Below are 26,008 nucleotides of genomic sequence, written 5' to 3'. Positions count from 1 at the left end.
AATTACTCCTTCGTGGATCACAAACAGTGGATGGCAAACAGCGGGTTAGAGGGTCGAGGCGTCCAGCACGAACCTGTACTTGACGTCGCCCGCCACCATGCGGTCGTACGCCTCATCCAGCTCCGCGGCGGAGACCATTTCGATGTCGGAGAGGATGCCGTGCTCCGCACAGAAATCAAGCATTTCCTGTGTCTCGGCAATACCGCCGATGAGCGAGCCGCCATAGGCAAGGCGCTTGCGGATCAGCAGTCCGGGGTCAACCGGCGGCATCTTTTCAGAAGGCAGGCCCAGCTGAATCAAGGCGCCGTCGCGGGCCAGGGTGCGCAGGTAGGGGTTGAGGTCGTGCACGGCGGCAACGGTGTCAAGGATGGCGTTCAGGGAGTGCTGCGCCCCTGCCATGTCGTCGCTGTCAGTGGAAACCACCACGTTGTCGGCGCCGAGGGCAAAGGCGGCGGACGCCTTTGCAGGCGAGGTGGTGAACACCGTGACGGTTGCGCCAAGCGCCTTGGCGATCTTCACAGCCATGTGGCCGAGTCCGCCCAGGCCGATCACCCCCACTGTGTCGCCCTCCTGCACGTCAAGGTAACGCAGCGGCGAGTATGTGGTGACTCCGGCGCACAGCAGGGGCGCGGTGGCTGCGGGGTCCATGCCCTCGGGAATGTGCACCACGTAGTTCTCGTCCACCACGATCCCCTGCGAGTAGCCGCCCTGGGTGATGGTGCCGCCATTGCGCTTGTCAGCAGCGCCGTAGGTGCCGACCATCCCGGCTTCGCAGTACTGCTCGAAGCCCTCAAGGCATGAATCGCATTCGCGGCATGAATCAACCATGCAGCCGACGCCGACGCGCTGGCCCACGGTGAAGCCCTCCACAGAGTCGCCGACACGGCTGATGATGCCGACAATTTCATGCCCCGGCACGAGCGGATACTTTGCCTGACCCCATTCGGAGCGGATCGTGTGCACGTCCGAGTGGCACAGTCCGCAGAATTCAATGTCGATGGCGACGTCGTGGGCACCGGTTTCACGGCGTTCGATGGTGCTGGGGCGGAGCCCGGATGTGGCTGATGTGGCTGCGTAAGCCTTTACGTGGGTCATGCCCCAACCCTATCGTCGTTGCCGGCCGTCCCGGCAGAACGGCCCGTCGCGACGGGTCGGCCGGCCTGGTTTGACCATGCCGACCACGACCCCGGATACAATGCAGCCTTGAACCCGGCAATTTCAAGCGCCGCAATTTGGTGCGCGGCCGTCACGCCCGATCCGCAATACACGGCCACTGCACTGCCGGGCCCAACTCCCAGCGCCGCAAACCGCGCCCGCAGCTCATCGGCCGGCAGGAACGTGGCGTCCGCCGCAAGGTTTTCAGAGGTCGGCGCGCTGACTGCGCCTGGAATGTGTCCGGCGCGCGGATCCATGGGCTCAATCTCGCCCCTGTACCGCTCCCCCGCGCGCGCATCGAGCAGGATTCCGTCCCATGCGGCGGCTACATCGCCGTCAATGGTTGCCTTCGCCCCAAAATGTACGACGGCGTCACCGGGCTCAGCCTGTTCCTCACCGCCGGCGAGCGCAAGGCCGGCGGCGCGCCAGGCTGCCCATCCGCCGTCGAGCAGGAAGATGTTCTCAAGGCCTGCGTACCCCAGGAGCCACCAGGCGCGGGCTGCGGCGGCCGACCCGGCGTCGTCGTAAATCACCACCGTGTCCCCTGCATTGATGCCCCACGCTGTAACGGTCCGGGCAAAATCGGCCTCAGCAGGCAGCGGGTGGCGGCCGTCCTCGGGCCTGCCGTGGGAGGCAAGCTGCCCATCCATGTCGGCAAACACGGCGCCGGGAATGTGGCCGGCCAGGTAGTGCTCACGGCCGTGCGAATCACCCAGCGCCCATCGGACATCCAGCAGCACCGTCCGCTTCCCGGCGGCCATCCGCCCGGTCAGGTCTGCAACGCTCATCAGGACGGTCATGGAGGCTCCTAGGGGATGGTCGAGGATCTTCCCCTAAATGTACTGCGCTACGCTGAATTGCATGAATACCGCCGCAACCGCCCCCGCCGCCGCCCCTTCCCCCCAAGCGGCACGGTCATGGACCAACAGCGCTATTGCCACGGTCCAGGCCGAGAACAACCGTTCCGCCGACACCCACCTGTACAAGATTGAGCTGCCCGCGCACTGGGGCGTCGACCTCTATGTAAAGGACGAATCCTGCCACAGGACGGGCAGCCTGAAGCACAGGCTTGCACGCTCCCTGTTCCTTTTCGCCCTCGTCAACGGCTGGATCAACGAGGGCACCACCGTGGTTGAGGCCAGCTCAGGAAGCACTGCAGTGTCCGAGGCATACTTCGCCCAGCTGCTCGGCCTGGACTTTGTGGCAGTCATGACGGCAGGCACCAGCCCGGAGAAAATTGCGTTGATCGAGCAGTTCGGCGGCCGCTGCCACTTCGTTGACCACGCCGACGAGGTGTACTCGGCCGCCACAGCCATCGCCGACGAGTGCAACGGTCACTACATGGACCAGTTCACCTACGCCGAGCGGGCCACCGACTGGCGCGGAAACAACAACATTGCCGAGTCCATTTTCAGCCAGCTCTCGCACGAGCGGTTCCCCGAACCCGCCTGGGTCGTGGTGGGCGCCGGCACCGGCGGCACATCGGCGACGATCGGCCGTTACATCCGCTACCACGGCCATGCCACGCAGTTGATGGTGGTGGATCCCGAGGGCTCGGCGTTCCTGCCGGCGTGGAAGAGCGGGGACGCCTCGATCCTCACGGGCAATTCCTCCCGGATCGAGGGCATCGGCCGCCCCCGGGTGGAGCCCAGCTTCGTCCCCGGCGTCATCGACTCCATGCTCGAAATCCCCGACTCCGCCTCCGTGGCGGCCATGGTGCATTTCGGACAGCTCACGGGACTGCATGCCGGCCCATCCACCGGAACGAACCTGTGGGGCGTGTGGCAGCTTGTCGCGCAGCTGGTTGCTCGGGGCGAAAAGGGCAGCATTGTCACGCTTATGTGCGACGGCGGCGAACGGTATGCCGGCAGCTATGACAACCCCCTATGGCTGGCCGGTAAGGGCCTAGACCCCGCCCCGCACCTGACGGCCTTGGACGAGTTCTTTGCCAGCGGCGTCTGGAACGGCTGACACCTCTGGTACTGCCCAGGGCTGCGCCGCCGTCGAAAGGTTTGCGTGGAGACGCCTAAACCTCCACCGACTGCCCTGAGTGCAGATGCCTGAACTTCACGCCGTGGAGCCCGCCAATCCGGGCAATGTGGGACTCGGTGAAGGCAAGTCCTTGTTCATTGAGCAGCCCGTCATGGATCTGGTAGGCGTGCGGGGCACGAACAGAGACCACGAAGTCGACCACTTCGGAAACCTTGGACCAGGGCGCATGGACGGGAACCAACAAGGTGCCCACGGCGACCCCGTCGGGAACGATCAGGGAGTCACCCGGGTGGTAGACGTCGTCGTCAATCAGGTAGCCAACATTGGCCACCACGGGGATGGTGGGGTGTATGACAGCATGCTGGCCGCCAAAGCAGCGCACGGCAAAACCTGCCACCGAAAAGGTGTCCCCTGCCGCGGCGTCGAGAATCCGGGCGGCCGCATCGGGCGCCTGGACGCGCAGGTCGCGGGCCACTCCGGCAGGGGCGTAAACGGTCAGCGCCGGTGAATCCGCAAGGGCGGCGACAAGGGCGGGCCCATCATAGTGGTCTGCATGCTCGTGCGTGATAAGGACGGCACCGGCGCCGGCAAGGGCCGTGGCCGACTCTGAGAAGATGCCAGGGTCAAGGACCAGCACGCGGCCGTCCTGTTCGAGGCGGATGCAGGCGTGGGTGAATTTAGTCAGCAACATGGTGACAGCTTAGGCCTCCACCGCCCCGCCCGGCCATGACCCGCCCAAACGGCTGTTCCCGGGCTGGTGGGATAAGCTGGATGATTGGACCGAGCAACAGGAAAGTGGGTTGGCCCAATGTCGGATGCACCGGTGAAGGAGCAGCGCGTCACCAGGCAGCGCGTTGCCATCAGCGCGGCATTGGACACCCTGGACGACTTTGTCAGCACCCAGGAACTGCACCGGATGCTGCACGAACAGGGCACTCCCGTTTCGCTGGCCACCACGTACAGGATCCTCGCCTCCATGGCCGAGGAGGGCCTTGTCGACACCCTGCGCAACGGCGAGGGCGAGGCCGTGTACCGCCGGTGTTCGGCCACCAGCCACCACCACCACCTGTTGTGCCGGAACTGCGGGAAAACCGTCGAGGTCGAGGCCCCCGAGGTTGAAAGCTGGGCGGCATCGATCGCCCGCGCCAACGGTTTCACCCAGGTCCAGCACACAGTGGAAATCTACGGACTGTGCCCGGAGTGCTCGGCGAAAAAGTAACGGCCCGCCACATCATGCACCAGGCGCGGAGCGCCGAATCGGCGCCACCAGCACCCCTGCGGGCTCCCGCACCCACCAATTGCCGCTCTCGCGCCATTCACGCCAGCTGGTGTACCGGTAGGAGAAGACCCTGGCCCGCACCTGCTCAGGCGCCTGCCCGCCAAACGGATCATCGCGCAGCAGTTTCAGCGTCGCCGGATCGGCCTCCAGCAATTTGCCAAGCAACGGCCCGAACCACGACATGCCAGGCTGCCCCAACGCCAGAAACCACATCATCCAGTCGAGCCGCAGGTGGTATGGCGCCCATTGCCGCGGCATGCGCGAGGGATCGCCCGGCTTGCCGCGGAACCCGTATTCGCGCCAGCCGAGCCCGTCCCAGCCTTCAACCACCACCTCGTAGCGCTCACGCGTGATGCTGCCGAACGCCCCGTACGCATTGCCCAGCCGCCACCGGTTGAAACTGGCGTTCATGGCTTGATTCCGCGACAGCAGGTTCTTCAGCGGCCGCCACGCCAGCACCACCATGAGCCCACCCATGACCAGGACGACGGCGGCAAACCAAACAGGCAATCCAGGCGCCGGGGTGCCACCCTGCAGTGCGACGGCGGCCTCCCCCGGCAGAATTCCTGACAGTTCCACGTCCCCCACCGCAGAGAACGCCAGCACCAGCGTCAACGCGTTCAGCCAGGCAAAGTTGCCGGAAAGCACAAGCCACAGCTGGGTCACAATCACCACTGCCGCCGCCCAGGTGGCGACTGGCTGAGGGGCGAACAGCAGGAAGGGCACCACGAGCTGGGCAAAGTGGTTTCCCAGCACCTCCATCCTGTGCAGCGGCTTGGGCAGATGGTGGAACCACCAGCTGAGCGGGTTGGGCATGGGCTGGGTTTCGTGGTGGTAGTACAGGGCCGTCAGGTCGCGCCACACCCTGTCACCGCGCATCTTGATCATGCCGGCGCCAAACTCGAGCCTGAACACGAGCCAGCGGATCAGCCAGAGGGTGATGACCGGCGTCGGGCCTGCATGGTTGCCAAGGAAGGCGGCAAGGAAACCTGCCTCGAGCAGCAGAATTTCCCAGCCAAAGCCGTAGAACACCTGGCCCACGTTGACGATCGACATGTACAGCAGCCACATGGCAAGGAACACGAGCATGGGCAGCCAGACCGGACCCTGTTGTGGCAGACCGAGTACGGTGAGGGCGCCCAGGGCCGCGCCCGTCCAGGTGACTGCGCGCAGGAGGTCGTCGGAATAGTGCCGGCGGAACAGGGTTGGGCCGGGGGTGCGCACCACCCTGGCGAGGTAGCGCGGCACGGGGAGCAGGCCGCGTTCGCCCAGCAGGACGGGAAATTGCAGGGCGCTGGAGACGAACGCGATCACATAGACAGCGGCGATCCCCCGCTGCAGCACAAAGCGGGCAACGTCATAGCCGGCTGTGCCAAACCACCCGGCGCCCAACCATTCCATGGCTCCACGCTAGATCCATTTCGGTCCACATGCACGGGTCCGGCGTTGCTTGTGCGTACGCTACGTGGCCGAACCCTGCGCATAACCGGTTATGCGCAGGGTTCGACCCCGGACAGGACGCAGACCGTTCGCAGTTAAGCCACCGACGGCCTCGCGGACCACCCACGGCGCCGCCGCAACGCCCCGGCAACCCTGCACAGCAGGTAAATCACGAACGACAGCGTGGTGACGTAGGGGCTGATCGGAATGTTCCCGCCCAGGGCCAGCATGATGCCGCCCACTGTTGAAATCATGGCGAAGGCGACGCTGAGCAGCACCACGATGCGCGGCGATGCTGTGACCTGCAGCGCCGCGGCCGCGGGCGTGATCAGCAGGGCAAGGACAAGGAGCGTACCCACCACCTGGATCGACAGCGCCACGGCAATGCCCAGCAGGAACATGAACACCAGCGACAACGTCCGCACCGGCACGCCGCGGGCTGCGGCAATGTCGGGATCGGCGCTCGCGAAGGTCAACGGCCGCCAAATCAGGGCGAGCCCCACAACCACCACGAGTGCTGTGGTTGCCAGGACTGACAGCTGTGTTGAATCGACGGAGACGATCTGCCCCGTGAGCAAGCCGAACTTGTTGGCGGAGCGCCCCTGATACAGGGAAAGAAACAAGATGCCAAGGCCCAAGCCAAAGGGCATGATGACGCCAATGACTGAGTTCCGCTCCCTGGCCCGCACACCCATCACGCCCAACAGCAGCGCGGCAAGGATGGAGCCCACGAGGGATCCGAAGATCACGTCGGCGCCGATCAGCAGCGCAAAGGCGGCGCCGGCGAAGGACAGCTCGGCAATGCCGTGGACGGCAAAGGCGAGGTCGCGCATCATGACGAAGGTGCCGATCAGCCCGCCAACGACGCCGAGGATGGCACCTGCCAGCAGGGTGTCGCTGAAGAGCGGCAGCAGTTCGCCGTAGTTGGAAAAGTTGAAGGCCGCGCCGATGAAGTCCGACCAGTTCATGAATTATCCTGTCCGGGCATGCCCTGAAGTTCCGATGCGACGGTACCCGGGAGTTCCACATCGGGGTGTCCATCGTGGAGAGAATCCGGGCGCCCCACCACCACCAGCCTGCCGTTGACGTTGAGCACCTCCACATGGGTGCCGTACAGCTTGGACAGGACCTCGGTGCGCATGACCTCGGCGGGCGTGCCGAGCGTGAACCGCCCTCCTGCCAGGTACAGCACCCTGTCCACGTGTTCAAGGATCGGGTTGATCTCATGCGTGACGAAGACGACGGCGGTCCCGTTGGCCTTGGCTTGCCGGCCCACCAGTGCGCTGACTTGCTTTTGGTGGTTCAGGTCAAGGGACAGCAGCGGCTCGTCGCACAGCAGGACCTTCGGGTTGGACGCCAGCGCCTGGGCGATGCGCAGCCTCTGCTGTTCGCCACCGGAAAGCATGCCAACGGGGATACGCCCGTAGCTTGCTGCGCCAACCTGTTCAAGCAGCTCGTCAACGCGTTGGCGGTAGGCGCGGCCGCGGATCCGAAAGCCCCACTTGTCGCCGTCGACGCCAAGGCCGACAAGGTCCCGGGCCCGCAGCGCGGTGTCCTGGGCGAAATTCTTTTGCTGTGGGACGTAGCCAATGGTGCGGTTGCCGCGTTGGGCGGGGACGCCGTCGAGCATCACCTGCCCCGCGCTCAGGGGCGCCAGGCCAAGCAGGATCTTCAGGAAGCTGGTTTTTCCGCTGCCGTTGGCGCCAAGAACGGCGAGGAACTCACCGGGGCGGACCTCAAGGTTCAGGTCCTGCCAGAGGGTCCGGGAACCGTACTTCAGGGTTGCGCGCTTGAGCGAGATGACGGCGGGGGGGCTCATTTGGCTGCCGCGGCGTTCAGGACCTGTTCCAGGTTGGAGACGTTGGCGGCCATCCATGCCAGGTAGCTGGAACCCTGCGGAAGTGTTTCGGTGAAGTTCACGACAGGCACGCCAGCCGCCACGGCCGCGGACTTCGCCTGCTCGGTCTGCGGGCTTCCCGTCTGCTCGTTGTAGGCCAGCAGCACGATGCTTTTCGAGGCGAGCAGCGCCATCGTATCGGTCACGGCCGAGACAGGAGCATCACTGCCGTTTTCCACGGCTTCGGTGAACTTGGCCGGTGTCTTGTTCACGAGGCCCGCCTGCTCAAGCATGTACAGGGGCACAGGTTCGGTGATGGCCACACCCTCACCGTCGCGGGTCTTCTTCATGGCCGCGAGCCGGGTGTCCAGCCCTGTCAGCTTGTCCTTGAACGCGCCAGCCTGGGCTGTAAAGGCGGAGGCATCGGCGGGGAGAGCCTTGCTGAAGCGGGCGGCAAGCTCGTCGGCCAGCTTGGCCATGGTGGGCAGCGAGTACCAGACGTGCTCGTTGAAGTCGGCGCCGGTGTCCAGGCCCGACAGCTCGCTGACGTTGATGATTTCCTTGTCGTTGAGCTGACCTGCGGCCAACTGCCCGAAGAAGCCGTCGTAGCCGCCGCCGTTTTCAATGCCGATCTGGGCCTTGGACACTGCCAGCTTGTCCTGCGCGTTGGCCTCGTAGCTGTGAGGGTCGGCGCCGGGCTTGGAAATGATGGCGTGGACCTCGACGTACGCCCCACCAACGGCCTGGGCAATGTCCCCGTAGACGTTGGTGGAGGCCACCACCGAAATGGTGCCGGCCGGGGCGACTGTGCCACCTGCCGCGCCCGCCCCTCCCCCGCCGCCGCAGGCCGCCAGGGTGAGCGATGCAGCCAGGGCTGCGCCAACAAGAAGGAGCGGGCGGCGGGAGCGGGTCATGAAATTCCTTTACGGGGCGCTAATGAGAACTGTTACCAATAGCTTCCAGCATAGCCCATATTGGGAATGGTTCGCATCAAGCCCTTTTGCGGTCGTGGATTTGGGTTTGCGTTGCGTCCCGGATCTCGCCCACCAACTGCTCAATCACGTCCTCAAGAAATAAGACGCCCAGGGTTTCCCCGCCGTTGTCGATGACACGTGCCATGTGGGAACCAGTGCGCTGCATGGTTGCCAGCACGTCCTCAATCTCCTCGTTGGCCGCCAGGTTCACCATGGAGCGAACCCGCGCCTCACCAATGGGCTTCTCGTAGCGCTCGATCGGGATCCGCAGGACATCCTTCAGGTGCAGGTAGCCAAGCAGTTCGCCTGCGGCATCGGCAAAGACAAAGCGGGAGTACCCCGTCTTGCCCACCTTGTGTTCAAAGTCCACGGGCGTGGCCGCGGCGTCGAGCGTCACGAGGTCGGCCAGCGGCACCATGATGTCGCCGGCTGTCTGGGAGGAGAACTCAAGGGCGCCGGTAATCAGGCCCGTTTGGTCATTCACGAGGCCGCTGCGCGTGGATTCCTCCACGATAGACTGCACTTCCTCAAGGGTGAAGGAGGAGGAAACTTCGTCCTGGGGCGTGATGCCAAACAGCCGTACTATGTGGTTGGCCGTCCAGTTCAACGCCACGATGACGGGGCGCACCACCTTGCCAATGAGCACCAGCGGCGGCGCCAGCAGAAGTGCCGCCTTGTCCGCTGCCGATACGCTCATGTTCTTGGGCACCATTTCGCCGAAGGTCACGTGCAAGAAAGTCACAAGTGCAAGCGTGACAACAAAGGCCACAGGCGCTCCAACATTGTCCTGGACGCCCATGGCATGCAGTGGTTCGGCCAGCAGGTGGTGGATGGCAGGCTCTGAGACGTTCAGGATCAGCAGTGAACACACAGTGATGCCAAGCTGCGAACAGGCCAGCATCAGCGAGACGTTTTCCATGGCGCCAAGAGTGATCTTGGCACGCTTTGACCCCGCGTCGGCCAGGGGTTCAATCTGGCTGCGGCGGGCTGTCATGACGGCAAATTCCGCGGCCACGAAGAAGGCGTTGCCCAACAACAGCACCACCAACCAGGCAATTCCGGCCCAGGGGTTCACAGGGAACCACCGTCCTGGTTCGATGCACCGGTTTCTTCGGCATCGACCGAAGGCGCGGGGACAAAGCGGATCCGGTCAATCCGGCGCCGATCTATCCTGTCAACGACCAGTAGGCCGCCTTCAACCGCAACGGAGTCGCCGACTGCCGCAATCCGGCCAAGTTCGGCCATCATGAAGCCGCCCACGGTTTCGTAGCCCGCCTCGTCAGGGACGCGGAGCGGGCCGATGCGTTCGGTGACCTCGTCGGGGCGCATGAGGCCGGGGAAGAACCATGTGCCGTCGGCAGCGAGCAGAATGCCTGGCTTGACGCGGTCGTGCTCATCGGAGACCTCCCCGACAATTTCCTCAACGAGGTCCTCCAGGGTTGTCACTCCGGCGGTGCCGCCGTATTCGTCCTGGACAACTGCCATTTGCAGGTTTCCTTCACGCAGTTCGAGAATCAGGGCGTCAAGGTGCACCGTCTCGGGCACGCGCAAAACGTCTGTCATGATGGCGCCCACCTCGATGTCCGCCCGCTTGCGGAACGGAACGGAAACGGCCTTCTTCAGGTGGACCACCCCAAGGATCTGGTCGGCGGATTCACCAATGACGGGGAAACGGGAATAGCCCGTGCGGCGGGCGGCCTCAATAATGTCGGCCACCGACTTTGTGCTTTCAATGGTCTCGACCCGCATGCGCGGAGTCATGACGTCGGCGGCCGTGCGCCCGGAAAAGCTCAGGGTGCGTGCAACAAAGGTTGCCGTTCCCTTATCCAGTGTGCCCATGGCTGCCGAGCGGCGTACAAGTGAGGCCAATTCCGACGGCGAGCGGGCGCCGGAGATTTCCTCCTTGGCTTCCATCCCAAAGAGATTCAGGACCTTGTTGGAAAAGCCGTTCAGGACGATGATGGCAGGCTTGAAAATGGCTGTGAACACCAGCTGCGGCCGGGCCACGGCCTTGCCAATCTCAAAGGACTTGGCGATGGCCATGTTCTTGGGGACAAGCTCGCCGATCAGCATGGACAGAAGTGTCGCAATCAGCATGGCCAGCACGAGCGCAACACCGGTGACGGCGGGCGCGGGGACTCCCAGGGCCCCGAGCGGTCCCGCCAGCAGCACGCCGAGCGAGGGTTCCATGAGGAAGCCTGTGAGCAAGGTGGTCAGGGTGATTCCGAGCTGGCAGCTTGATAGCTGGGTCGAGAGGGATTTCAGGCAGCGAAGGAGCGGCTGGGCACCTTTGTCTCCTTCGTTGACGGCACGCTGGACCGTGGACTGGTCAAGGGCCACAAGGGAGAATTCCACGGCCACAAAGAAGCCCGTGCCGAGAATCAGGAGCAGGCCTGCGCCGAGAAGTATCCACTCCATTTACAGCACCTCCCCCATCAGCGCCCGTTGCGGAAACGCGCGGTTCGGGACAGTACGTTGGGGTGCCCTGCGCGAGTGCGGGTTGGCCGGCGGGGGGTGGTCGGCGCCGGGGCTGGCCTCTGAAGTGGTGGCGGAACTGTGGGCACGGGTGCGGGGTTTGCCGGCATTGTCAACGCGGTTGGAGGAGGTCGTTGATGAACTCCGCAAGCCGTTGCGCCGGCCCCTAGATTTACTTTCCATAGGATTTTCAGTCTACCTTAGGCCGTCCGCGGCACATCGGAACGCGCGGGCGCGGAGGCTGGAGCGAGCTATCCGGGCAGGATGCTGTGGTCCCCCAGCGCATGGAAGGCCCGGCGATGGTACACCATCGGGTCTTCCGCTGCTGCGGGAACAACAATCTCCTCCACCTCGGCGGCCAGCAGCAGTGAGCCGCCGGCGGGGGTGCGGCTGAGGATCCGGCAACGCAGGGCGTGGCCGCCGTGCAGGAGCAGGGGTTCGCCCGTTTCCATGCGTGTCCAGGCCATGGAAACGGTAAACCGGTCCGACGTCGAATCGGCAAAGGTCCGTGCCAGCTCAAGGTCCGCGGCGGTCAGAAGGTGGACCACAACGGTGTCGGCGACGGCGATGGCCGCCGCGGATCCGCGGCTGGCGGAAAGGGAGAAGGCCAGCAAGGGCGGTTCGGCCGAGACAGAGGCGACGGAGGAGGCGGTGATGCCCACCGGGCCCGTGGGTGATTGGGCCGTGATGATAGCAACGCCGGCCGGGTGGCCACCAAAGGCTGCCTTGAAATCGCCTGTCAGCTGGGAAGCCTGCGCCTGGATAGTCATAACCACAAAATCCTTTCACCACACCCGGCCCGAACGGCCCGTCTATTGGCGACTCTAGAACCTCAACAATAGTTGAGGTCAAATCCGGCGGCCATGACCGTGCTTACACGCCGACGTTTGCCGGTCCCTCCCTGCGGATCAACCCTCGGCGCCGAACGGGCCGAGGCTGTCAAAGGCCCGGGCTCCGGGCCCCTTCCCGGCAACCTGGTCATCCGGATTCACAAAGCCACATTCGGCCAGGGAAAGACAACCGCAGCCGATGCAGCCGCCCAGGCTCCCCCGTAGTTTTTCAAGTGCCGCAATGCGGGCGTCGAGCTCGACCTGCCACTGCTCCGACAACCGCTGCCAGTCGGTCTGCGTGGGCACGCCGTGGTCGGGAAGCTCCTCAAACACTCGTGCCACGAGCGACAGCGGAATGCCTGCCTGCTGGGCGGCACGGATCACCGCGACCCGGCGCAGCACCGAACGGGCGAAGCGCCGCTGGTTCCCTGAGGTCCGGGTGCTGAAAATCAGGCCCTGGCGTTCATAGAAGTGCAGCGCCGAGACACTCACTCCGCCGCGCTGGGCGACCTGGCCCACGCTTAGCTGTTCCTGCCCGCGCCGGCCGGGGTCGCCGTCGGGCATTGCCTGCCCATCCGAGGCTGCGGGTTCGCCGGATGCGCCGGCTGAGCCGAAGGGGGTGGACACGTCAGTCACCGGCGATGGCGCGGATCCCCGCCACTGCGCTGTCAAGAATGGCGGTCGTGCTTCGAGCAACATCGACTACGACAGCCGATTCGTCCGTCTCAAGGGGCTCAAGTGCCTCGAGCTGCGATGCGAGCAGCTTCGGCGGCATGAAGTGGCCCGAACGGCCCTCGAGCCTGGAGCTGAGCACGTCGAGGGAGCCGTCGAGGTGCAGGAAGATGGTGCCCGGCGCCTGGGCCCGGATGGCGTCGCGGTAGCTGCGCTTGAGCGCCGAACATGCCACGACGATGCCCTTCGCGCGGGTGGTTGCCAACTCGTGGCCCACCAGGGCCAGCCACGGCCAGCGGTCCTCGTCGGTCAGCGGCGTGCCGTCGGCCATTTTGCGGATGTTGTCCATGGGATGGAGGGAATCGGCGTCAACGAACGGAAAGTTCAGGGCGTCGGCCACCAGCGTGCCGATGGTGCTCTTGCCAGATCCCGAAACGCCCATGACCACAACACGGACGGCGCCGGACGGCCCGGTGGTTCCGGAGATTGACCCAGGGACAGGGGTGTGGGTTTCAGGGGTAGTCATAGCTTCTTGTATACCAAACGTTAAGGCGGAACACCCCACAGGGCGGTCCCCGCGGACAATCTTCCCGTCATGCGTTGACTTTTCAGGCACCATCCCCGACTGGCAATCTCTGGCGGTACAAAAGGAGGACGTCTGCCTTGTGCCTGAAAGCTACATGTTAGAGCCGGGTGTCGAAGGAATCGCAGAACACGTTCTCGTTGAATGTGCCGTGGAATTCGGACAGCCCCTGGATCTTGGCCACCGTGGCACGGATGGCCTCGCGCGTCCCTGCATGTGCGTGGATGGCTGTGCGCACCATGGGCACGTCGATCAGGTGGTTGGGCTGGTTCAGGGAAACGAACACTGTGGGGACCTCTGTGACATACCACGGTATCTCGGCGCCCATGGGGGTCGAGAACTTGATGCGGATGGCGGCTTCCTGGGCAAATCCCTTGACATTGGCGAACACAAAGGCGGCGTCGTACTTTTGCGCATACTCGTTGGTGGCTTCCTCGTTGAAGGTGACGCCCAGGCCGGTTTCGGCCGGCGCTCTGAAGCGCAAAGGGCTCCAACTATCGGGATATTGCCCCTGTCGATCCCCGCAGAACCAGCTCGGTGCGCAGTAGTGGAACCTTCTGGTGGCTTTCTCCGTTGTCCAGCAGCTCAAGAATTAAATTCAACGCCGCAGCACCGGATTCATACAGTGGGGATTTGATTGTGGATAGAGGGGGCGTGGTGAAGTCGGAGCCAAAAATATTGTCAAACCCAATGATGCTGATCTCGCCCGGGACTTTGACACCCGCCGCCAGCAATTCGCGCAACAGTCCTATGGCCATGAGGTCGTTGTAGCAGAATACGGCTGTGGCCGATCCGGCCTTAACGGCAGCGGCAGCTTTACGGCCGCCGTCGACCGTGGGTTCCCCCGAACCCAACAGGGTGGCCAAGATGCCCGACCACTCACAGCGGGCGCTGATGCTCTCCCAGCGGCTTTGTGACATCCAGGACCTTTGCGGGCCCGCAACGTAGGCGATCTCGGCATGGCCAAGCGTTGCCAAGTACTGGACGGCATCTGTCACGCCGACATTCATTTCAGCAACGACGGATGGCACTCCTTCCACTCTGCGGTTGATGACCGCCACGGGCTTCTTGGCAGCAAGCCGCTGGAGTTCCTCATCCGACAGTCGCGGACTCACCAGGACAAGCCCGTCGACGCTGGTAAGCATGCGGTGGGCCGCAGTCAGTTCAAGCTCGGCTGATTCTCGGGAGTCCGCAAGCATCAACGTGTGGTTTCTGGCGGCGGAAGTGGTTTCGGCCCCCCTGATGACGTCGAAATGGGCGGGGTTCGTGATACCGGAGACGATCAATCCAATGGTTTGGGTCCGTCCGGTGGGAAGGGCCCTTGCGAAAATATTGACCTGGTAATTGAGTTCAGCAGCTGCATCCTCAATGATCTTCTGCGTCTTGGCGCTCACCCTGCCGGGTTGACTGAGGGCACGCGACACGGTTGAGGGGTTAAAGCCCGCCAATTCGGCAATGTCGTAAATGGTTGGTGCATGTTTCCTCCCGGGGTCGCGTCGTTTGGAACGTGCCTGTGCGGGCCCGGGGGATGCTGTTCCCTGGGGGCCGGTGGTCTCGCTCATGGAATCCTTCGCCATAGTCTCAATAATTCCCACCGTAACCCAATCGTTCATGGGCCGCGCCACGTGCCTTGTCCGCTGCAAGACCCACCGGCTGCCCAGAATCCCAACGTGGGTCATGCAGGTCCTCGTCTTTCCGTTGCGAGAATTGTGCCAGAGTGTCCAAATCCGGATTGACACCCCGCGAAAATGGTTGGCAACACCGTTCATCGGCATCGACAACTTTGTTGAGGCGATCACGCAGATGGATCTGCTGCGCTCAATCTGGATCAGCGTTTCCTTCGACGTGATCGCCACCGTCGTCACCGTGCCGCTGGCCGTGCCATCGTCCTGCGATATTTCTGATCTCGCACATGCTGCCGTCATTGGTGGAAGCGACCGTTTGGCGCACGATGCTTCAGCCCGACGGAATCGTCAACAGCATCTTTGGCAGTGTGGGCCTGGATCCTGCACTGTGGCCAAGGGACCTGTCGCACTGGCTTTCCTGCTTGCAACCCCGAACCACATCAACAACTTCACCATGCCGTTCGTTCTCTTTGGCGCACCGGCACCCGCCGACGTAAATGTTCTGTCCATCCTTGTCTACGGGAGCAGTTTCAAGAGCTTCAGGTTTGGTCTCAGCGCCGCCATGGCGGTCGTGTCACTGATCCTGATCGCCATCCCGCTGTTCACTTACCTGGGGGCAGTAATGTTTGACGTCGCCGATGAAGGGGGCAAGAAATGAGCGCTTTGCCCCATTCCCGCACCACGATCAAGGCGCCCCGGAAGGGCAGGAACTCTGAGATCGCGCGGCTGATGCCCACATGGCTAATAGACGTTTTGACCACCGCCCTGTGCCTCATGGTCCTCGTACCCATCAGCTGCATCTTCGTGGCCTCGCTCAACTCCGACGCCGGTGGCGCCCAAGACGAAGTCTGGCCCAGCTAGGTCTCATTCAAAAGCTACTCCAAGATTTGGGAAAGCGTTGGTTTGGTCAAGGGCTTGGTGAACTCCCTCGTGGTCTCGGCCATTATCGCTATCGGCACGGCCTACGTGTTGGCCAGGTTCACGTTCATGGGCCCGCTGACCATGCTCCGTGGACTGCTGGGGCTGCAAAGCATCCCGAGCAACCTGATGCTGCTTCCCGTCTGCGTGCTTTTCGCCTCGATCGGTTCGTGGGTGGGCATCACCATCATCGGAACCCTCTGGGTTGTTCATCTCGCAGATGCCTTTTGCCCTGCCTTTCTCCACCTGGGTCATGGTCACCTACTCGCGGATACTGCCGCGTGAATTGGAGGAGGCTGCACGCATTGACGGCGCTTCAAACCTCGGCATCCTCTTTCGAATCATCGTGCCCCCGAGCTGGCGGGGCATTGTCGTCTCCGGAATCTTTGCGCTCCTGCTCGGCTGGAATGATGTTCTTTTTACCTCCATTATCACCAAGCCCAACACTGCGACGGCAGCCATCGTGTTGCAGACCTTCAGCGCCAGTCAGGAAGGCGGAGCCATTCCCGTGTACAGCCAGATGATGGCTGCCAACACGTATGTGCGCTGCCCGTCGTCCGGCTGTACTTCATCTTCTAGCGCTACCTTGTTGGCGGGCTGACAGCGGGTGGCGGGAAGTAGTGCACCCCTGCAATTCATCGTCCCCGCAAAGAAAAAGTGCTGCGTCAGCGCGGCCGTGTTTGTGGCGCATAGATAAATTTCTCAGCGAGCCACTTCTAACATGCGCCACGGTGGGTGCCACCGATGCGCAAGAAGCCGAGCTGCGCATCCTCGGCACCCGGCTTTGCCCAGGCTGAATGTGGACGGGGCCAAACCTTGCTCATGCGCACCGCCGGACTCCAGCCCGGCGTAGAAGTAACGTCCGTAAGCACTGTAAATAGCCTCAGTACGCGCCTGTCACACCGGCCCCACCACCTCACCAGCCCTGCGGCAGCGGGCGGCCCTCCTCGTACCCGGCGGCCGACTGCACACCGACAATGGCCCGCTCGCGGAACTCCGCCAGCGACGCCGCTCCCGCATAGCTGAAGGAGCTGCGCAGGCCGGCGGTAATCATGTCGAGCAGGTCCTCAACGCCGGGACGTGCCGGGTCAAGGTACATCTTTGACGTTGAGATTCCTTCCTCAAATAATCCCTTGCGGGCCCGCTCAAAGGCCTTGTCCCCGGAGGTCCTGTTCTGCACCGCCCGGGCCGAGGCCATGCCAAAGCTCTCCTTATAGTGGCGCCCCGTGGCGTCGACCTGCAGGTCCCCGGGGCTTTCATAGGTGCCGGCAAACCACGAGCCGATCATGACCTGGCTGGCACCCGCAGCCAGGGCCAGGGCGACGTCGCGCGGATACCGCACTCCCCCGTCAGCCCAAACGTGGGCACCCAACTCGGCGGCCGCCGTCGAACACTCCAGAACAGCGGAGAACTGGGGCCTGCCAACAGCCGTCATCATGCGTGTGGTGCACATGGCGCCGGGGCCCACGCCAACCTTGAGGATGTCGGCGCCTGCCTCGACCAGGTCCCGCACACCGTCGGCGCTGACGACGTTGCCGGCGGCCACCGGAATGGTCGGTGAGAGCGAGCGCACCGCACGCAGGGCCTCGAGCATCTTCTCCTGGTGGCCGTGCGCCGTGTCAACCACCAGGGCATCCACGCCGGACTCCAGCAGGGCCGCCGCCTTGGCCGCCACGTCGCCGTTAATGCCAACAGCCACGCCCAGACGCAGACGGCCGTTAGCGTCAAGGGCTGGCTGGTAGATCGTTGAACGCAGGGCACCTGTCCGGGTCAACACGCCGACCACCTCGCCGGCGCGCAGCACCGGTGCGTAGTCGGTGCCAGATCCGTCAATGACGGCAAAGGCGTTGCGCATGGCCTCATCAGTGAGCGCCTTGGCCTGCGCGGGGTCAATCACGCCGGAATCGGCCTGCGCCCTGATCTCATCAAACGGGAGGGCGTCAAGGGTCAGCACATTGGATCGCATCACGGACGCCAGGGAGGAGAACCTGTCCACGCCCTCGCAGTCCGCGCCGCGCACAACACCGAGGAACGTTCCGCCGTCGACAACCACCACGGCATTGTGCGACCGCTTGCCCATCAGGTGGACCGCGTCAATGACAATGTCCCCGGCCCCCATCAACAGCGGCGTCTCATACAGGGAATCACGGTGCTTGACCCACTCCGAGACCGATCGCAGCACGTCGAGGGGAATGTCCTGGGGCAGGATGGCCATGCCGCCGCGCCGGGCAACCGTCTCGGCCATCCGTTTTCCGGAGACGGCCGTCATGTTGGCAACGATCAGCGGGATCGTGGTGCCGGTGCCGTCACCGCTTGACAGGTCGACATCAAGGCGCGAGGTGACCTTGGATCGTGAGGGAACAAGGAAGACATCTGAATAGGTCAGGTCGGTGGCCGGTTGGTTAAGAAAACGCATTGCTCCCCCTTGGTTCACGGCGGCCGTCACCGGCCGGGGGTGCCTGCTGCATGGCACCCGGCTAAGAGTCTAGCCACCATGTGACGCCGTTCACCGCATAATCTGGCGCTTTTTCTCCAAACCCCGGGGCGCGCCGCGGACTAGATTGGCCTACAGGCCGTGATGCTTACTAGACTTACGGGCGGAAGGGGTTTGTTGGACCCCAACCAAATTTCGATTAGGCTACGCAAGTTTGCGCCGACAGCATCCGCTTCACATTCGGGTGCCGCCGTCCTTCGCAGACTTTGCAACAGCGGGCAACCAGAACTCATGGAAGAGGCGTAACACACGTGCCAGAGCAATCCATCCACCGTCTACCCGAAGAATTTGGCGGCAACGAGTGGCTCGTCGATGAACTGTATGAGCGCTATAAATGCGACAAGAATTCAGTGGACACGAAGTGGTGGTCCCTCTTTGAAGGCTTCGCTGCGGACGACGCAGCGGGCAACGGCCGCCACACCGCGAACAACACCGCCACCGTCACAGCCCAGATTCCTGTAGTCCCGGCCCCCGTAGCACCGGCCTCTGCGCCGAGTACGACGCCGGCACCCGCCGCCGCTGTTCCGGCAGCTCCCGCCGCAGCCCCCAAGGCACCGGCAGCACCGCGCCCGCCCGCACCGGCCAAGGATGCTGCCCGCACTGGCACAACGCCGATTCCGGCGCAGCTGCCCAAGACCGCCAAGGACAAGTCTGCCCCGGAAGAGGCAGTGAAGACTGTTCTGCGCGGACCGGCCAAGGCCATTGCAGCCAACATGGTCATGAGCCTGGAAGTGCCCACGGCCACCAGCGTGCGTGCCATTCCCGCCAAGCTCCTGATCGACAACCGCCTTGTCATCAACTCAAACCTCGCCCGTGCCCGCGGCGGCAAGGTTTCCTTCACACACCTGATCGGCTACGCCGTCATCCGCGCACTGGCCGCGTTCCCCTCCATGAACGTCGTCTACGACGAGATCGACGGCAAACCCTTTGCCGTCCAGCCTCCGCATGTGAACTTCGGCATTGCCATTGACATGCCCAAGCCCGACGGATCACGCCTGCTCATGGTGCCGAACATCAAGAAGGCCGAAACCATGAACTTTGCGGAGTTCTGGCACACGTATGAAGACCTGATCAAGCGCGCCCGCAACAACAAGCTCACTGCCGATGACCACTCAGGCACCACCGTGTCACTGACCAACCCCGGCGGCATCGGCACGGTTCACTCAGTGCCGCGCCTGTCCAAGGGCCAGGCGGCCATCATCGGCGTCGGTTCGCTGGATTACCCGGCCGAGTACCAGGGCGCCAGCCCGAAGATCATCGCCCAGAACGCCGTGTCGAAGATCCTGACCTTGACTTCCACCTATGACCACCGCGTCATCCAGGGTGCAGGTTCCGGCGAGTTCCTCAAGAAGATCCACCAGCTGCTGCTCGGTGCCGAGAACTTCTACGATGAGATCTTTGAATCCCTGCGCATCCCGTACGAGCCCGTGCGCTGGAGCCTTGACCTGCAGGTCGACCCGGCGGATCAGATCAACAAGGTTGCCCGCATCCAGCAGCTGATCCATTCCTACCGCGTGCGCGGCCACCTCATGGCAGACACCGATCCACTGGAATACGTCCAGCGCAAGCACCCCGACCTTGACGTCCTCACCTACGGGCTGACTCTGTGGGACCTTGACCGCGAATGGCCCACCGGCGGCTTCGGCGGCAAGGCAAAGCTGATGCTGCGCGACATCCTCGGCGTGCTGCGTGACGCCTACTGCCGCACCACCGGCGTGGAATACATGCACATCCAGGAACCCGAGCAGCGCGAGTGGTTCCAGAACGAGCTGGAGCATCCCTACTCCAAGCCAAGCCGCGAAGAGCAGCTGCGCATCGTGTCCAAGCTGAACTCCGCAGAGGCGTTTGAGACGTTCCTGCAGACCAAGTTCGTTGGCCAGAAGCGCTTCTCCCTCGAGGGTGGCGAGTCGCTGATTCCGTTGCTCGACTCCATCATCTCCGACGCTGCCGACGACGGCCTGGACGAGGTCGCTATTGGCATGGCCCACCGCGGCCGCCTGAACGTGCTCACCAACATTGCCGGCAAGACCTACGCTCAGGTCTTCCGCGAATTTGAGGGCACCCAGGACTCACGCTCCGTCCAGGGCTCCGGTGACGTCAAGTACCACCTGGGCACCGAAGGCACCTTCACCTCCGACGCCGGCAACGAAACCAAGGTCTACCTTGCCGCCAACCCCTCACACCTGGAAGCCGTCGACGGCGTCCTGGAGGGAATCGTCCGCGCCAAGCAGGACCGTCTGGACCAGGGCGAGAACTTCCCCGTTCTGCCCATCATGGTCCACGGTGACGCCGCATTTGCCGGCCAGGGCGTGGTTGCTGAAACCCTGAACCTGTCCCAGCTGCGTGGCTACCGCACGGGCGGAACCATCCACGTTGTTGTCAACAACCAGGTTGGCTTCACCACGGCGCCGTCGTCCTCACGCTCCTCGGTGTACTCCACCGATGTTGCCAAGATGATCCAGGCTCCCGTGTTCCACGTCAACGGCGATGACCCCGAGGCAGTGGTTCGCACGGCTCAGCTGGCCTACCAGTTCCAGCAGCGCTTCCGCAAGGACGTCGTCATCGACATGGTCTGCTACCGCCGCCGCGGCCACAACGAGGGTGATGATCCCTCGATGACCCAGCCGCTGATGTACAACCTGATCGAGGCCAAGCGCTCGGTGCGCCGCCTGTACACCGAGGCCCTGATCGGCCGCGGCGACATCACCGAAGAGGAAGCCACGCAGCTGCTGCGCGACTACCAGGAACGCCTCGAGCGCGTCTTCGCCGAAACGCATGCGGCCCAGACCTCACCGATCCCGATCATCACCAAGGACGCGGCAGCCGTTTCCGACCTGGAGCGCCCCATGGCGCAGCAGGCCGATTCCGGCGTGAACGATCCCCAGGTCACGGCCATCAGCGCCGCAACCCTGGCCCGGATCGGCGCAACCCACCTGGCCTCTCCCGACGATTTCGAGATCCACCAGAAGCTCCGGCCCCTGCTGGAAAAGCGCGAGGCCATGTCCCGTGAAGGCGGCATTGACTGGGGCTTTGGCGAGCTCGCGGCCTTCGGCTCGCTGCTCATGGAAGGTGTCCCCGTCCGTGTTGCGGGCCAGGACTCGCGCCGCGGCACCTTCGTGCAGCGCCACGCGGTGTTCCACGACCGGGCCAACGGCAACATCTGGACGCCGCTGCGTGACCTCAGCGAGGATCAGGCAAAGCTGTGGATCTATGATTCACCATTGAGCGAATATGCGGCCATGGGCTTTGAATACGGCTACTCCGTTGAGCGCCCGGATGCCCTGGTTGTATGGGAAGCGCAGTTCGGTGACTTCGTCAACGGCGCGCAGACAGTCATCGACGAGTTCATTTCCTCGGCCGAGCAGAAGTGGGGCCAGCGTTCCTCGCTGGTGCTGATGCTCCCGCACGGCTACGAAGGCCAGGGCCCTGACCACTCATCGGCCCGCATTGAGCGCTTCATGCAGATGTGTGCCGAGGAGAACATGATTGTTGCCAACCCAACCACGCCGGCGTCGCACTTCCACCTGTTGCGCCGCCAGGCCTACCTGCGCCCGCGCAAGCCGCTGATCATCTTCACTCCGAAGCAGCTGTTGCGCCTGAAGGCTGCAGCTTCCTCGGTTGAGGACTTCACCCAGGGCGGTTTCCGCACTGTCATTGGTGAGCACGCAACCCAGGACAACAATGCCGTCGACCGGGTCGTCCTGGTTTCGGGCCGCCTGTACTACGACCTTCTCGCAGCACGCGACAAGGCCGGGGACACCAAGGCAGCGATAGTCCGCGTGGAGCAGCTGTACCCGCTTCCGTTGGCGGAGATCAAGGCCGAGCTGGCCAAGTACCCCAACGCGGACGTCGTGTGGGCGCAGGACGAGCCCGCCAACCAGGGTCCGTGGCCGTTCATGGGCCTGAACCTGGCTCCCGAGCTGGAGAAGAAGCTGGTCCGCGTTTCACGCCCGGCCTCGGCAGCCACGTCAACGGGTTCCGCCAAGAACCACGCCGTCGAACAGACCCTGCTGGTCAAGCAGGCTTTCGAGCGTAACTAGAACAATACTGATGCCCGGTCTGCACCATCAGGCCGGGCATCTTTTATTTCTATTTCAATTTCGTGCACAAGGAAGAGGGGCACCGTGGAGAAGCGGGAACTGCGAATAGTCGCTGTGGGGGATGAATTGGTGGCCGGTGTGGGCGACCCCCGCGCTTTGGGCTGGTTGGGCCGGGTGCTGGCGAGGACTCCTTCGGATTCGGTTTCGGTGGAGACCTTTGTGCTGGCCTCCCCCAAGGAGGGCACCGAGGCGCTGGCGGGGCGCTGGCTCCATGAGGCCGGCCGCCGCTTTGACGACTTCCATGAGAACCGCCTCGTCATCGGCCTCTCGGGGCGCGACATCGAGTACGGGCTGTCCACGGCGCGGAGCCGGCTGAACCTTGCCAACATCCTCGACGGCGCGACCCAGCTGAACATCCCGGTGTTTGTGGTTGGCCCCCCGCCGTCGCTGGACCCGGCGCTGAACCGCAAGCTGGCGGAGCTCAATGCTGCCTTCGCCGACGTGACAACGCGCCGCAAGCACCACTACGTCGACACCTTTGCGCCACTGCAAAACCACGAGCAGTGGCGCAACGACGTCGCGGCCAACGCGGGCTCCCCCGGCCAGGCCGGTTACGGGCTCATGGCGTGGCTTGTGCTGCACCGCGGCTGGTACCAGTGGCTTGAGATCCCCGAAGCCGCTTAACCTCCGCCCTCTCCAATTGACCCGCAGCAAACGACGAAAAATCCCGGTTTTGGGCTGTTTTTTCCGTTTCCTGCGGGTCAGCTGTTTAAGCAGCACGACGGCGGAGCTCCGGCGGTTTCGCGATATAACGCGAACAAGGAGAGGTCATGAACGAGCAAACATGGTCCACCGGTGAACCGTAGGAACTGGAAATAACAGGAGTCTGTGAGATCGACGGGCAGCCATTGGCCCTCAGATGCAGCAGCGCCTGGTCAACTTGCAGGAGGCGGCGTTCGCGCTGCAGCATTTCAGCGACAATGTGCGCGTTGACCTGCGGATCCACCCCTCGCGCAACGGCCTGGATGACCTGGCGCTTGCGACCATCCAGGCAGTCCTGGACCCGGCCGCGGCACCGGCCCCGAGGCGTGCACAGTGCCCGGCAACCAGCGTTGGCACCCGTTCAGTTAGGTGCACGTGAGCCACTTATGCGAAACTAGATGCGGATCGGTTTTGAAGATCTTTAAGATGATTGGAGGCAGCTATGTCGAAGCGTTCACGTAAGCGTCGGGATCGTAAGCGTGGCGGCGCTAACCACGGTAAGCGTCCCAACACGTAAGTCTTGACTTATACAACAAAAGCCCGCATCACCACCCGGTGACGCGGGCTTTTGCTTTGCCCGGCGCAGGCCCGGAAAGAAACCGGACATGGTCCTGTGACGAAGCAGGCAACCCAGTGGCCCGCATCAGTGCCATCCACGGATAAGCTGGAATAGTTCCCGCCCGAGGAGGAAGCCAGGAAATGACCGCCGTTGTACTGCTCGCCATGCTGCCGTTCACCTGGTTTGGCATGATCGTGGCCATCTCCTTCATTGAAACACCCCTGAAGTTCCGTGCCCCCGGTATGACCCACGCGCTGGGTGTGGGCATTGGCCGGCTGGTTTTCAAGGTGCTGAATCTGGTGGAGGCGGCCATGGCGGTTGCCATTCTGGGCGCCTGGACCCAACGGCAGGACCTCGTTGGCGTCCCCGCAGGTATCTGCCTGGCCCTGGCCATCGTGGCGCTGGCGCTGCAGGCAGTGGTGCTGCGCCCGGTTATGGGGCGGCGCACCAGGGCGCTGTCGGAAACGGCGCTGACAGAGAGCGGGTCCACTGCCGTGAAGGCCAAGGTCGCCACCCTCACGCACATTGCCTACATCAGCGCCGAAGTGGTCAAGGCCGTTGCCCTGCCGGTGGCGGGCATTCTGGTAGTGATGGCAGTGGCGGCGTAGCACCATGACGGACGCGGCGCGGAAATTCGGACGAACGGCGTCGGACCTTGACGCCTATGAGGCACGGGCGGCGCTAACGCCGGACCCGGGGAAGCAGCGAAGGGACATCGCCGACAGGGCCGACCTCGTGCTCCTCGTGGAGAGGTTTTACACGAGCGCGTTTGCCGACGATTTGATCGGGCACATCTTCACAGATGTCGTGCATATGGACCTGGCCGGGCACATGCCCATTATGGCCGATTTTTGGCAAACGGTGCTTTTCAAGGCCGGGCTCTACAACCGGAATGCGCTCAAGGTCCACTTCGACATCAATGCCAAGGAACCGCTGACGCTGGAACACTTCAACCGGTGGCTGAAACTGTGGACAGCCACGGTGGATGACCTTTTTGCCGGCGAGAAGGCGGAACTGGCCAAGGCCCAGGCCCACGTGATTGCCGGCTCGATGCACCGCCGGGTGACAGGCAGGTCCTCAAGCCAGTTCAGCACCATATCCACGCGGCCTGACGCGGAAGAAGCCTCGTCCGAACAGCGCAGGGAAAGCTAGACTGCGGCGGGCTTGCCGGCATGCAGGCGCGCAAGAATGGCGGCCTTGAGTGTCTCGGGAGCTGCTTCCTTGCAGGAACGCTTCACGACCGTGCGGATGACGCACTCGAGATCATATTCCCCGGCACAGTCGGTGCAGCTGTCAAGGTGCGCCTTGATCTCGCCGAGATCCTCGTGGGACAGCGCGCCGTCAAGGTATTCATAAATTCGCGCGATGCGTTGGTCTTCGCAATCGCCCAGGCTTTGGCAGTCGCCCATGATTATTTCTCCGTTTCAGTCATTTGGTTGGTTTCCTTGACATAGCCGCGTTCCACGGCGTAGTCGGCCAACATGTCCCGCAAGAGCTTCCGCCCCCTGTGCAGCCGCGACATGACGGTTCCGATGGGGGTGTTCATGATTTCCGAGATTTCCTTGTAGGCAAATCCCTCGACATCGGCAAAGTAGACAGCAAGCCGGAATTCCTCCGGGATGGCCTGTAATGCGCTCTTGACGTCAGAGTCAGGGAGATGGTCAAGCGCGTCGGCCTCGGCCGAGCGCAGTCCGCGTGAGGTGTGCGATTCAGCCCTGGCAAGTTGCCAGTCCTCGATGGTGTCCGTGTTCGACTGCAAGGGTTCACGCTGTCGCTTGCGGTACAGGTTGATGTACGTATTGGTCAGGATCCGATACAGCCAGGCCTTCAGGTTTGTGCCGGGTTTGTACTGGTGAAACGCCGAAAACGCCTTGGTGTAGGCCTCCTGGACCAGGTCCTCGGCGTCGCTTGGATTGCGGGCCATGCGCATGGCCGCCGAATAGAGCTGATCCACGTAGACCATGGCATCGCGTTCGAAGCGCGCGCGCCTGGCCTCGGGGGTTTCATTGGCAACGTCGACGTCTCCTGTGTCGGTGACCCGTTTGGGCAGCTCGTCGGGAACGACGGCGTCCCCCGGCGCACCTGCGCCCGTTTCGGCAGGCTCGGCAACGGCAGGCTCGGCAACCGCGGGCACGTCAGTGGCCGGCGTTGCTCCCTTGGCGGCGTCGGCACCGGCAGCCGCCTGGTTATGGTTTTGCTCAGGCTCGGAAATGTTCATTACTGATGAGTCTATGCTCAGACTCAGCTTCAGGGGTGCCGCTTCGCTCAGTGTCTGCATTGCCGCCTTTCCGTAAGCTTTCGTTCGTCCCATTGCCGCTTCAACCGCAGAGACGGAAGTCGCCTGGCCGGCCCCGTCCGGAGCCTCCACTAACC

General features: G+C 63.4%; 29 protein-coding genes. 12 read left to right on the top strand and 17 right to left on the bottom strand.

What is annotated here, in order from left to right; translation table 11 throughout:
- Positions 1-45: 45 nt before the first annotated feature.
- Positions 46-1,095 carry an NAD(P)-dependent alcohol dehydrogenase gene (locus tag AAGW05_RS01065; protein WP_411802612.1) on the bottom strand — a complete coding sequence of 350 codons (1,050 nt, stop codon included), beginning with the start codon at positions 1,093-1,095 and terminating at the stop codon, positions 46-48.
- Complete coding sequence (locus tag AAGW05_RS01060; protein WP_411802611.1) at positions 1,092-1,955, bottom strand: sulfurtransferase; 864 nt, start codon at positions 1,953-1,955, stop codon at positions 1,092-1,094. Before AAGW05_RS01060 ends, AAGW05_RS01065 begins: the two co-directional genes overlap by 4 nt.
- Positions 1,956-2,016: 61 nt before the next feature.
- On the opposite strand from AAGW05_RS01060, the gene AAGW05_RS01055 reads away from it, so the two are divergent.
- Positions 2,017-3,126 (top strand): PLP-dependent cysteine synthase family protein, encoded by a 1,110-nt coding sequence (locus AAGW05_RS01055; RefSeq protein WP_411802610.1) that lies wholly within the window; start codon positions 2,017-2,019, stop codon positions 3,124-3,126.
- A 55-nt stretch (positions 3,127-3,181) separates the two neighbouring features.
- Here the strand turns inward: AAGW05_RS01055 and AAGW05_RS01050 are convergent, their stop codons facing one another.
- Positions 3,182-3,838 carry an MBL fold metallo-hydrolase gene (locus AAGW05_RS01050; protein ID WP_411802609.1) on the bottom strand — a complete coding sequence of 219 codons (657 nt, stop codon included), beginning with the start codon at positions 3,836-3,838 and terminating at the stop codon, positions 3,182-3,184.
- Positions 3,839-3,955: 117 nt separating this feature from the next.
- On the opposite strand from AAGW05_RS01050, the gene AAGW05_RS01045 reads away from it, so the two are divergent.
- Positions 3,956-4,366, top strand: a complete 411-nt coding sequence (locus tag AAGW05_RS01045) for a Fur family transcriptional regulator (protein ID WP_411802608.1) — start codon at positions 3,956-3,958, stop codon at positions 4,364-4,366.
- A gap of 12 nt (positions 4,367-4,378) precedes the next feature.
- Here AAGW05_RS01045 and AAGW05_RS01040 read toward each other — a convergent pair whose 3' ends face one another.
- The 11 genes from AAGW05_RS01040 to AAGW05_RS00990 all read right to left on the bottom strand — a co-directional run bounded on the left by AAGW05_RS01040 (position 4,379) and on the right by AAGW05_RS00990 (position 14,799).
- The gene (locus AAGW05_RS01040) at positions 4,379-5,827 is read right to left on the bottom strand and encodes a lipase maturation factor family protein (RefSeq protein ID WP_411802607.1); all 1,449 of its coding nucleotides are present in this window, start codon (positions 5,825-5,827) and stop codon (positions 4,379-4,381) included.
- A 134-nt stretch (positions 5,828-5,961) separates the two neighbouring features.
- The gene (locus tag AAGW05_RS01035; protein WP_411802606.1) at positions 5,962-6,834 is read right to left on the bottom strand and encodes a metal ABC transporter permease; all 873 of its coding nucleotides are present in this window, start codon (positions 6,832-6,834) and stop codon (positions 5,962-5,964) included.
- Positions 6,831-7,685, bottom strand: coding sequence for a metal ABC transporter ATP-binding protein (locus AAGW05_RS01030; RefSeq protein WP_411802605.1), 855 nt, complete (start codon positions 7,683-7,685; stop codon positions 6,831-6,833). The genes AAGW05_RS01035 and AAGW05_RS01030 overlap by 4 nt, the downstream gene beginning before the upstream one ends.
- A complete protein-coding gene (locus tag AAGW05_RS01025) occupies positions 7,682-8,617 on the bottom strand; it encodes a metal ABC transporter solute-binding protein, Zn/Mn family (protein WP_411802604.1) in 936 nt (311 codons plus the stop codon). The genes AAGW05_RS01030 and AAGW05_RS01025 overlap by 4 nt, the downstream gene beginning before the upstream one ends.
- Positions 8,618-8,693: 76 nt before the next feature.
- The gene (locus tag AAGW05_RS01020; protein ID WP_411802603.1) at positions 8,694-9,752 is read right to left on the bottom strand and encodes a hemolysin family protein; all 1,059 of its coding nucleotides are present in this window, start codon (positions 9,750-9,752) and stop codon (positions 8,694-8,696) included.
- On the bottom strand, positions 9,749-11,095 hold the full coding sequence (locus AAGW05_RS01015) for a hemolysin family protein (protein WP_411802602.1): 1,347 nt from the start codon (positions 11,093-11,095) through the stop codon (positions 9,749-9,751). The genes AAGW05_RS01020 and AAGW05_RS01015 overlap by 4 nt, the downstream gene beginning before the upstream one ends.
- 308 nt (positions 11,096-11,403) lie before the next feature.
- Complete coding sequence (locus AAGW05_RS01010) at positions 11,404-11,922, bottom strand: flavin reductase family protein (protein ID WP_411802601.1); 519 nt, start codon at positions 11,920-11,922, stop codon at positions 11,404-11,406.
- Positions 11,923-12,060: 138 nt separating this feature from the next.
- Positions 12,061-12,609 (bottom strand): redox-sensitive transcriptional activator SoxR, encoded by a 549-nt coding sequence (gene soxR / locus AAGW05_RS01005; protein WP_411802600.1) that lies wholly within the window; start codon positions 12,607-12,609, stop codon positions 12,061-12,063.
- 1 nt (position 12,610) lies between these two features.
- On the bottom strand, positions 12,611-13,180 hold the full coding sequence (locus AAGW05_RS01000; RefSeq protein ID WP_411802599.1) for a gluconokinase: 570 nt from the start codon (positions 13,178-13,180) through the stop codon (positions 12,611-12,613).
- Positions 13,181-13,337: 157 nt separating this feature from the next.
- Positions 13,338-13,721 (bottom strand): hypothetical protein, encoded by a 384-nt coding sequence (locus AAGW05_RS00995; protein WP_411802598.1) that lies wholly within the window; start codon positions 13,719-13,721, stop codon positions 13,338-13,340.
- A 10-nt stretch (positions 13,722-13,731) separates the two neighbouring features.
- On the bottom strand, positions 13,732-14,799 hold the full coding sequence (locus AAGW05_RS00990; RefSeq protein ID WP_411802597.1) for a LacI family DNA-binding transcriptional regulator: 1,068 nt from the start codon (positions 14,797-14,799) through the stop codon (positions 13,732-13,734).
- Here AAGW05_RS00990 and AAGW05_RS00985 point away from each other — a divergent pair.
- From AAGW05_RS00985 to AAGW05_RS00970, 4 genes are read left to right on the top strand one after another with little or no spacing between them, the layout of a single operon-like run.
- Entirely contained in the window at positions 14,798-15,520 is a 723-nt protein-coding gene (locus tag AAGW05_RS00985) for a hypothetical protein (RefSeq protein ID WP_411802596.1), read from the top strand. The two genes, AAGW05_RS00990 and AAGW05_RS00985, sit on opposite strands and share 2 nt — an antisense overlap.
- Entirely contained in the window at positions 15,517-15,723 is a 207-nt protein-coding gene (locus tag AAGW05_RS00980) for a hypothetical protein (protein ID WP_411802595.1), read from the top strand. The genes AAGW05_RS00985 and AAGW05_RS00980 overlap by 4 nt, the downstream gene beginning before the upstream one ends.
- A 42-nt stretch (positions 15,724-15,765) precedes the next feature.
- Positions 15,766-16,065 carry a hypothetical protein gene (locus AAGW05_RS00975; RefSeq protein ID WP_411802594.1) on the top strand — a complete coding sequence of 100 codons (300 nt, stop codon included), beginning with the start codon at positions 15,766-15,768 and terminating at the stop codon, positions 16,063-16,065.
- Positions 16,034-16,381, top strand: coding sequence for an ABC transporter permease subunit (locus tag AAGW05_RS00970; RefSeq protein WP_411802593.1), 348 nt, complete (start codon positions 16,034-16,036; stop codon positions 16,379-16,381). The genes AAGW05_RS00975 and AAGW05_RS00970 overlap by 32 nt, the downstream gene beginning before the upstream one ends.
- 315 nt (positions 16,382-16,696) lie before the next feature.
- Here the strand turns inward: AAGW05_RS00970 and AAGW05_RS00965 are convergent, their stop codons facing one another.
- On the bottom strand, positions 16,697-18,196 hold the full coding sequence (locus AAGW05_RS00965) for a GuaB1 family IMP dehydrogenase-related protein (RefSeq protein ID WP_411802592.1): 1,500 nt from the start codon (positions 18,194-18,196) through the stop codon (positions 16,697-16,699).
- A 329-nt stretch (positions 18,197-18,525) separates the two neighbouring features.
- Here AAGW05_RS00965 and AAGW05_RS00960 point away from each other — a divergent pair, with 329 nt between their 5' ends.
- The 6 genes from AAGW05_RS00960 to AAGW05_RS00935 all read left to right on the top strand — a co-directional run bounded on the left by AAGW05_RS00960 (position 18,526) and on the right by AAGW05_RS00935 (position 24,787).
- Positions 18,526-22,314, top strand: a complete 3,789-nt coding sequence (locus tag AAGW05_RS00960; protein ID WP_411802591.1) for a multifunctional oxoglutarate decarboxylase/oxoglutarate dehydrogenase thiamine pyrophosphate-binding subunit/dihydrolipoyllysine-residue succinyltransferase subunit — start codon at positions 18,526-18,528, stop codon at positions 22,312-22,314.
- 84 nt (positions 22,315-22,398) lie between these two features.
- A complete protein-coding gene (locus AAGW05_RS00955) occupies positions 22,399-22,998 on the top strand; it encodes a GDSL-type esterase/lipase family protein (RefSeq protein ID WP_411802590.1) in 600 nt (199 codons plus the stop codon).
- 235 nt (positions 22,999-23,233) lie between these two features.
- Entirely contained in the window at positions 23,234-23,455 is a 222-nt protein-coding gene (locus tag AAGW05_RS00950; RefSeq protein ID WP_411802589.1) for a hypothetical protein, read from the top strand.
- A 63-nt stretch (positions 23,456-23,518) separates the two neighbouring features.
- The gene (locus AAGW05_RS00945) at positions 23,519-23,593 is read left to right on the top strand and encodes a 50S ribosomal protein bL37 (protein ID WP_411802843.1); all 75 of its coding nucleotides are present in this window, start codon (positions 23,519-23,521) and stop codon (positions 23,591-23,593) included.
- 182 nt (positions 23,594-23,775) lie between these two features.
- The gene (locus AAGW05_RS00940) at positions 23,776-24,243 is read left to right on the top strand and encodes a hypothetical protein (protein ID WP_411802588.1); all 468 of its coding nucleotides are present in this window, start codon (positions 23,776-23,778) and stop codon (positions 24,241-24,243) included.
- A gap of 4 nt (positions 24,244-24,247) precedes the next feature.
- Entirely contained in the window at positions 24,248-24,787 is a 540-nt protein-coding gene (locus AAGW05_RS00935) for a group III truncated hemoglobin (RefSeq protein WP_411802587.1), read from the top strand.
- On the opposite strand, the gene rsrA is transcribed toward AAGW05_RS00935, so the two are convergent.
- Positions 24,784-25,044 carry a mycothiol system anti-sigma-R factor gene (rsrA, locus tag AAGW05_RS00930; RefSeq protein ID WP_411802586.1) on the bottom strand — a complete coding sequence of 87 codons (261 nt, stop codon included), beginning with the start codon at positions 25,042-25,044 and terminating at the stop codon, positions 24,784-24,786. The genes AAGW05_RS00935 and rsrA overlap by 4 nt on opposite strands.
- 2 nt (positions 25,045-25,046) lie before the next feature.
- Positions 25,047-25,853, bottom strand: coding sequence for a sigma-70 family RNA polymerase sigma factor (locus AAGW05_RS00925; RefSeq protein WP_411802585.1), 807 nt, complete (start codon positions 25,851-25,853; stop codon positions 25,047-25,049).
- Between the last annotated feature and the right edge of the window lie 155 nt (positions 25,854-26,008).

This window comes from Arthrobacter sp. LAPM80 (assembly GCF_046736435.1).
In the GTDB taxonomy this organism is placed as follows: domain Bacteria; phylum Actinomycetota; class Actinomycetes; order Actinomycetales; family Micrococcaceae; genus Specibacter.
Note: the sequence above shows the minus strand (reverse complement) of the source record. Positions and strands in the feature narration are given on the sequence as shown.

Bases quoted from the DNA above. Each gene is read 5' to 3' on its own strand.
- AAGW05_RS01065 (WP_411802612.1), bottom strand. From the start codon at position 1,095: ATGACCCACGTAAAGGCTTACGCAGCCACATCAGCCACATCCGGGCTC.
- AAGW05_RS01060 (WP_411802611.1), bottom strand. From the start codon at position 1,955: ATGACCGTCCTGATGAGCGTTGCAGACCTGACCGGGCGGATGGCCGCC.
- AAGW05_RS01055 (WP_411802610.1), top strand. From the start codon at position 2,017: ATGAATACCGCCGCAACCGCCCCCGCCGCCGCCCCTTCCCCCCAAGCG.
- AAGW05_RS01050 (WP_411802609.1), bottom strand. From the start codon at position 3,838: ATGTTGCTGACTAAATTCACCCACGCCTGCATCCGCCTCGAACAGGAC.
- AAGW05_RS01045 (WP_411802608.1), top strand. From the start codon at position 3,956: ATGTCGGATGCACCGGTGAAGGAGCAGCGCGTCACCAGGCAGCGCGTT.
- AAGW05_RS01040 (WP_411802607.1), bottom strand. From the start codon at position 5,827: ATGGAATGGTTGGGCGCCGGGTGGTTTGGCACAGCCGGCTATGACGTT.
- AAGW05_RS01035 (WP_411802606.1), bottom strand. From the start codon at position 6,834: ATGAACTGGTCGGACTTCATCGGCGCGGCCTTCAACTTTTCCAACTAC.
- AAGW05_RS01030 (WP_411802605.1), bottom strand. From the start codon at position 7,685: ATGAGCCCCCCCGCCGTCATCTCGCTCAAGCGCGCAACCCTGAAGTAC.
- AAGW05_RS01025 (WP_411802604.1), bottom strand. From the start codon at position 8,617: ATGACCCGCTCCCGCCGCCCGCTCCTTCTTGTTGGCGCAGCCCTGGCT.
- AAGW05_RS01015 (WP_411802602.1), bottom strand. From the start codon at position 11,095: ATGGAGTGGATACTTCTCGGCGCAGGCCTGCTCCTGATTCTCGGCACG.
- AAGW05_RS01010 (WP_411802601.1), bottom strand. From the start codon at position 11,922: ATGACTATCCAGGCGCAGGCTTCCCAGCTGACAGGCGATTTCAAGGCA.
- AAGW05_RS01000 (WP_411802599.1), bottom strand. From the start codon at position 13,180: ATGACTACCCCTGAAACCCACACCCCTGTCCCTGGGTCAATCTCCGGA.
- AAGW05_RS00985 (WP_411802596.1), top strand. From the start codon at position 14,798: ATGGAATCCTTCGCCATAGTCTCAATAATTCCCACCGTAACCCAATCG.
- AAGW05_RS00990 (WP_411802597.1), bottom strand. From the start codon at position 14,799: ATGAGCGAGACCACCGGCCCCCAGGGAACAGCATCCCCCGGGCCCGCA.
- AAGW05_RS00980 (WP_411802595.1), top strand. From the start codon at position 15,517: ATGAGCGCTTTGCCCCATTCCCGCACCACGATCAAGGCGCCCCGGAAG.
- AAGW05_RS00970 (WP_411802593.1), top strand. From the start codon at position 16,034: ATGGTCACCTACTCGCGGATACTGCCGCGTGAATTGGAGGAGGCTGCA.
- AAGW05_RS00965 (WP_411802592.1), bottom strand. From the start codon at position 18,196: ATGCGTTTTCTTAACCAACCGGCCACCGACCTGACCTATTCAGATGTC.
- AAGW05_RS00950 (WP_411802589.1), top strand. From the start codon at position 23,234: ATGCAGCAGCGCCTGGTCAACTTGCAGGAGGCGGCGTTCGCGCTGCAG.
- AAGW05_RS00940 (WP_411802588.1), top strand. From the start codon at position 23,776: ATGACCGCCGTTGTACTGCTCGCCATGCTGCCGTTCACCTGGTTTGGC.
- AAGW05_RS00935 (WP_411802587.1), top strand. From the start codon at position 24,248: ATGACGGACGCGGCGCGGAAATTCGGACGAACGGCGTCGGACCTTGAC.
- rsrA (WP_411802586.1), bottom strand. From the start codon at position 25,044: ATGGGCGACTGCCAAAGCCTGGGCGATTGCGAAGACCAACGCATCGCG.
- AAGW05_RS00925 (WP_411802585.1), bottom strand. From the start codon at position 25,853: ATGAACATTTCCGAGCCTGAGCAAAACCATAACCAGGCGGCTGCCGGT.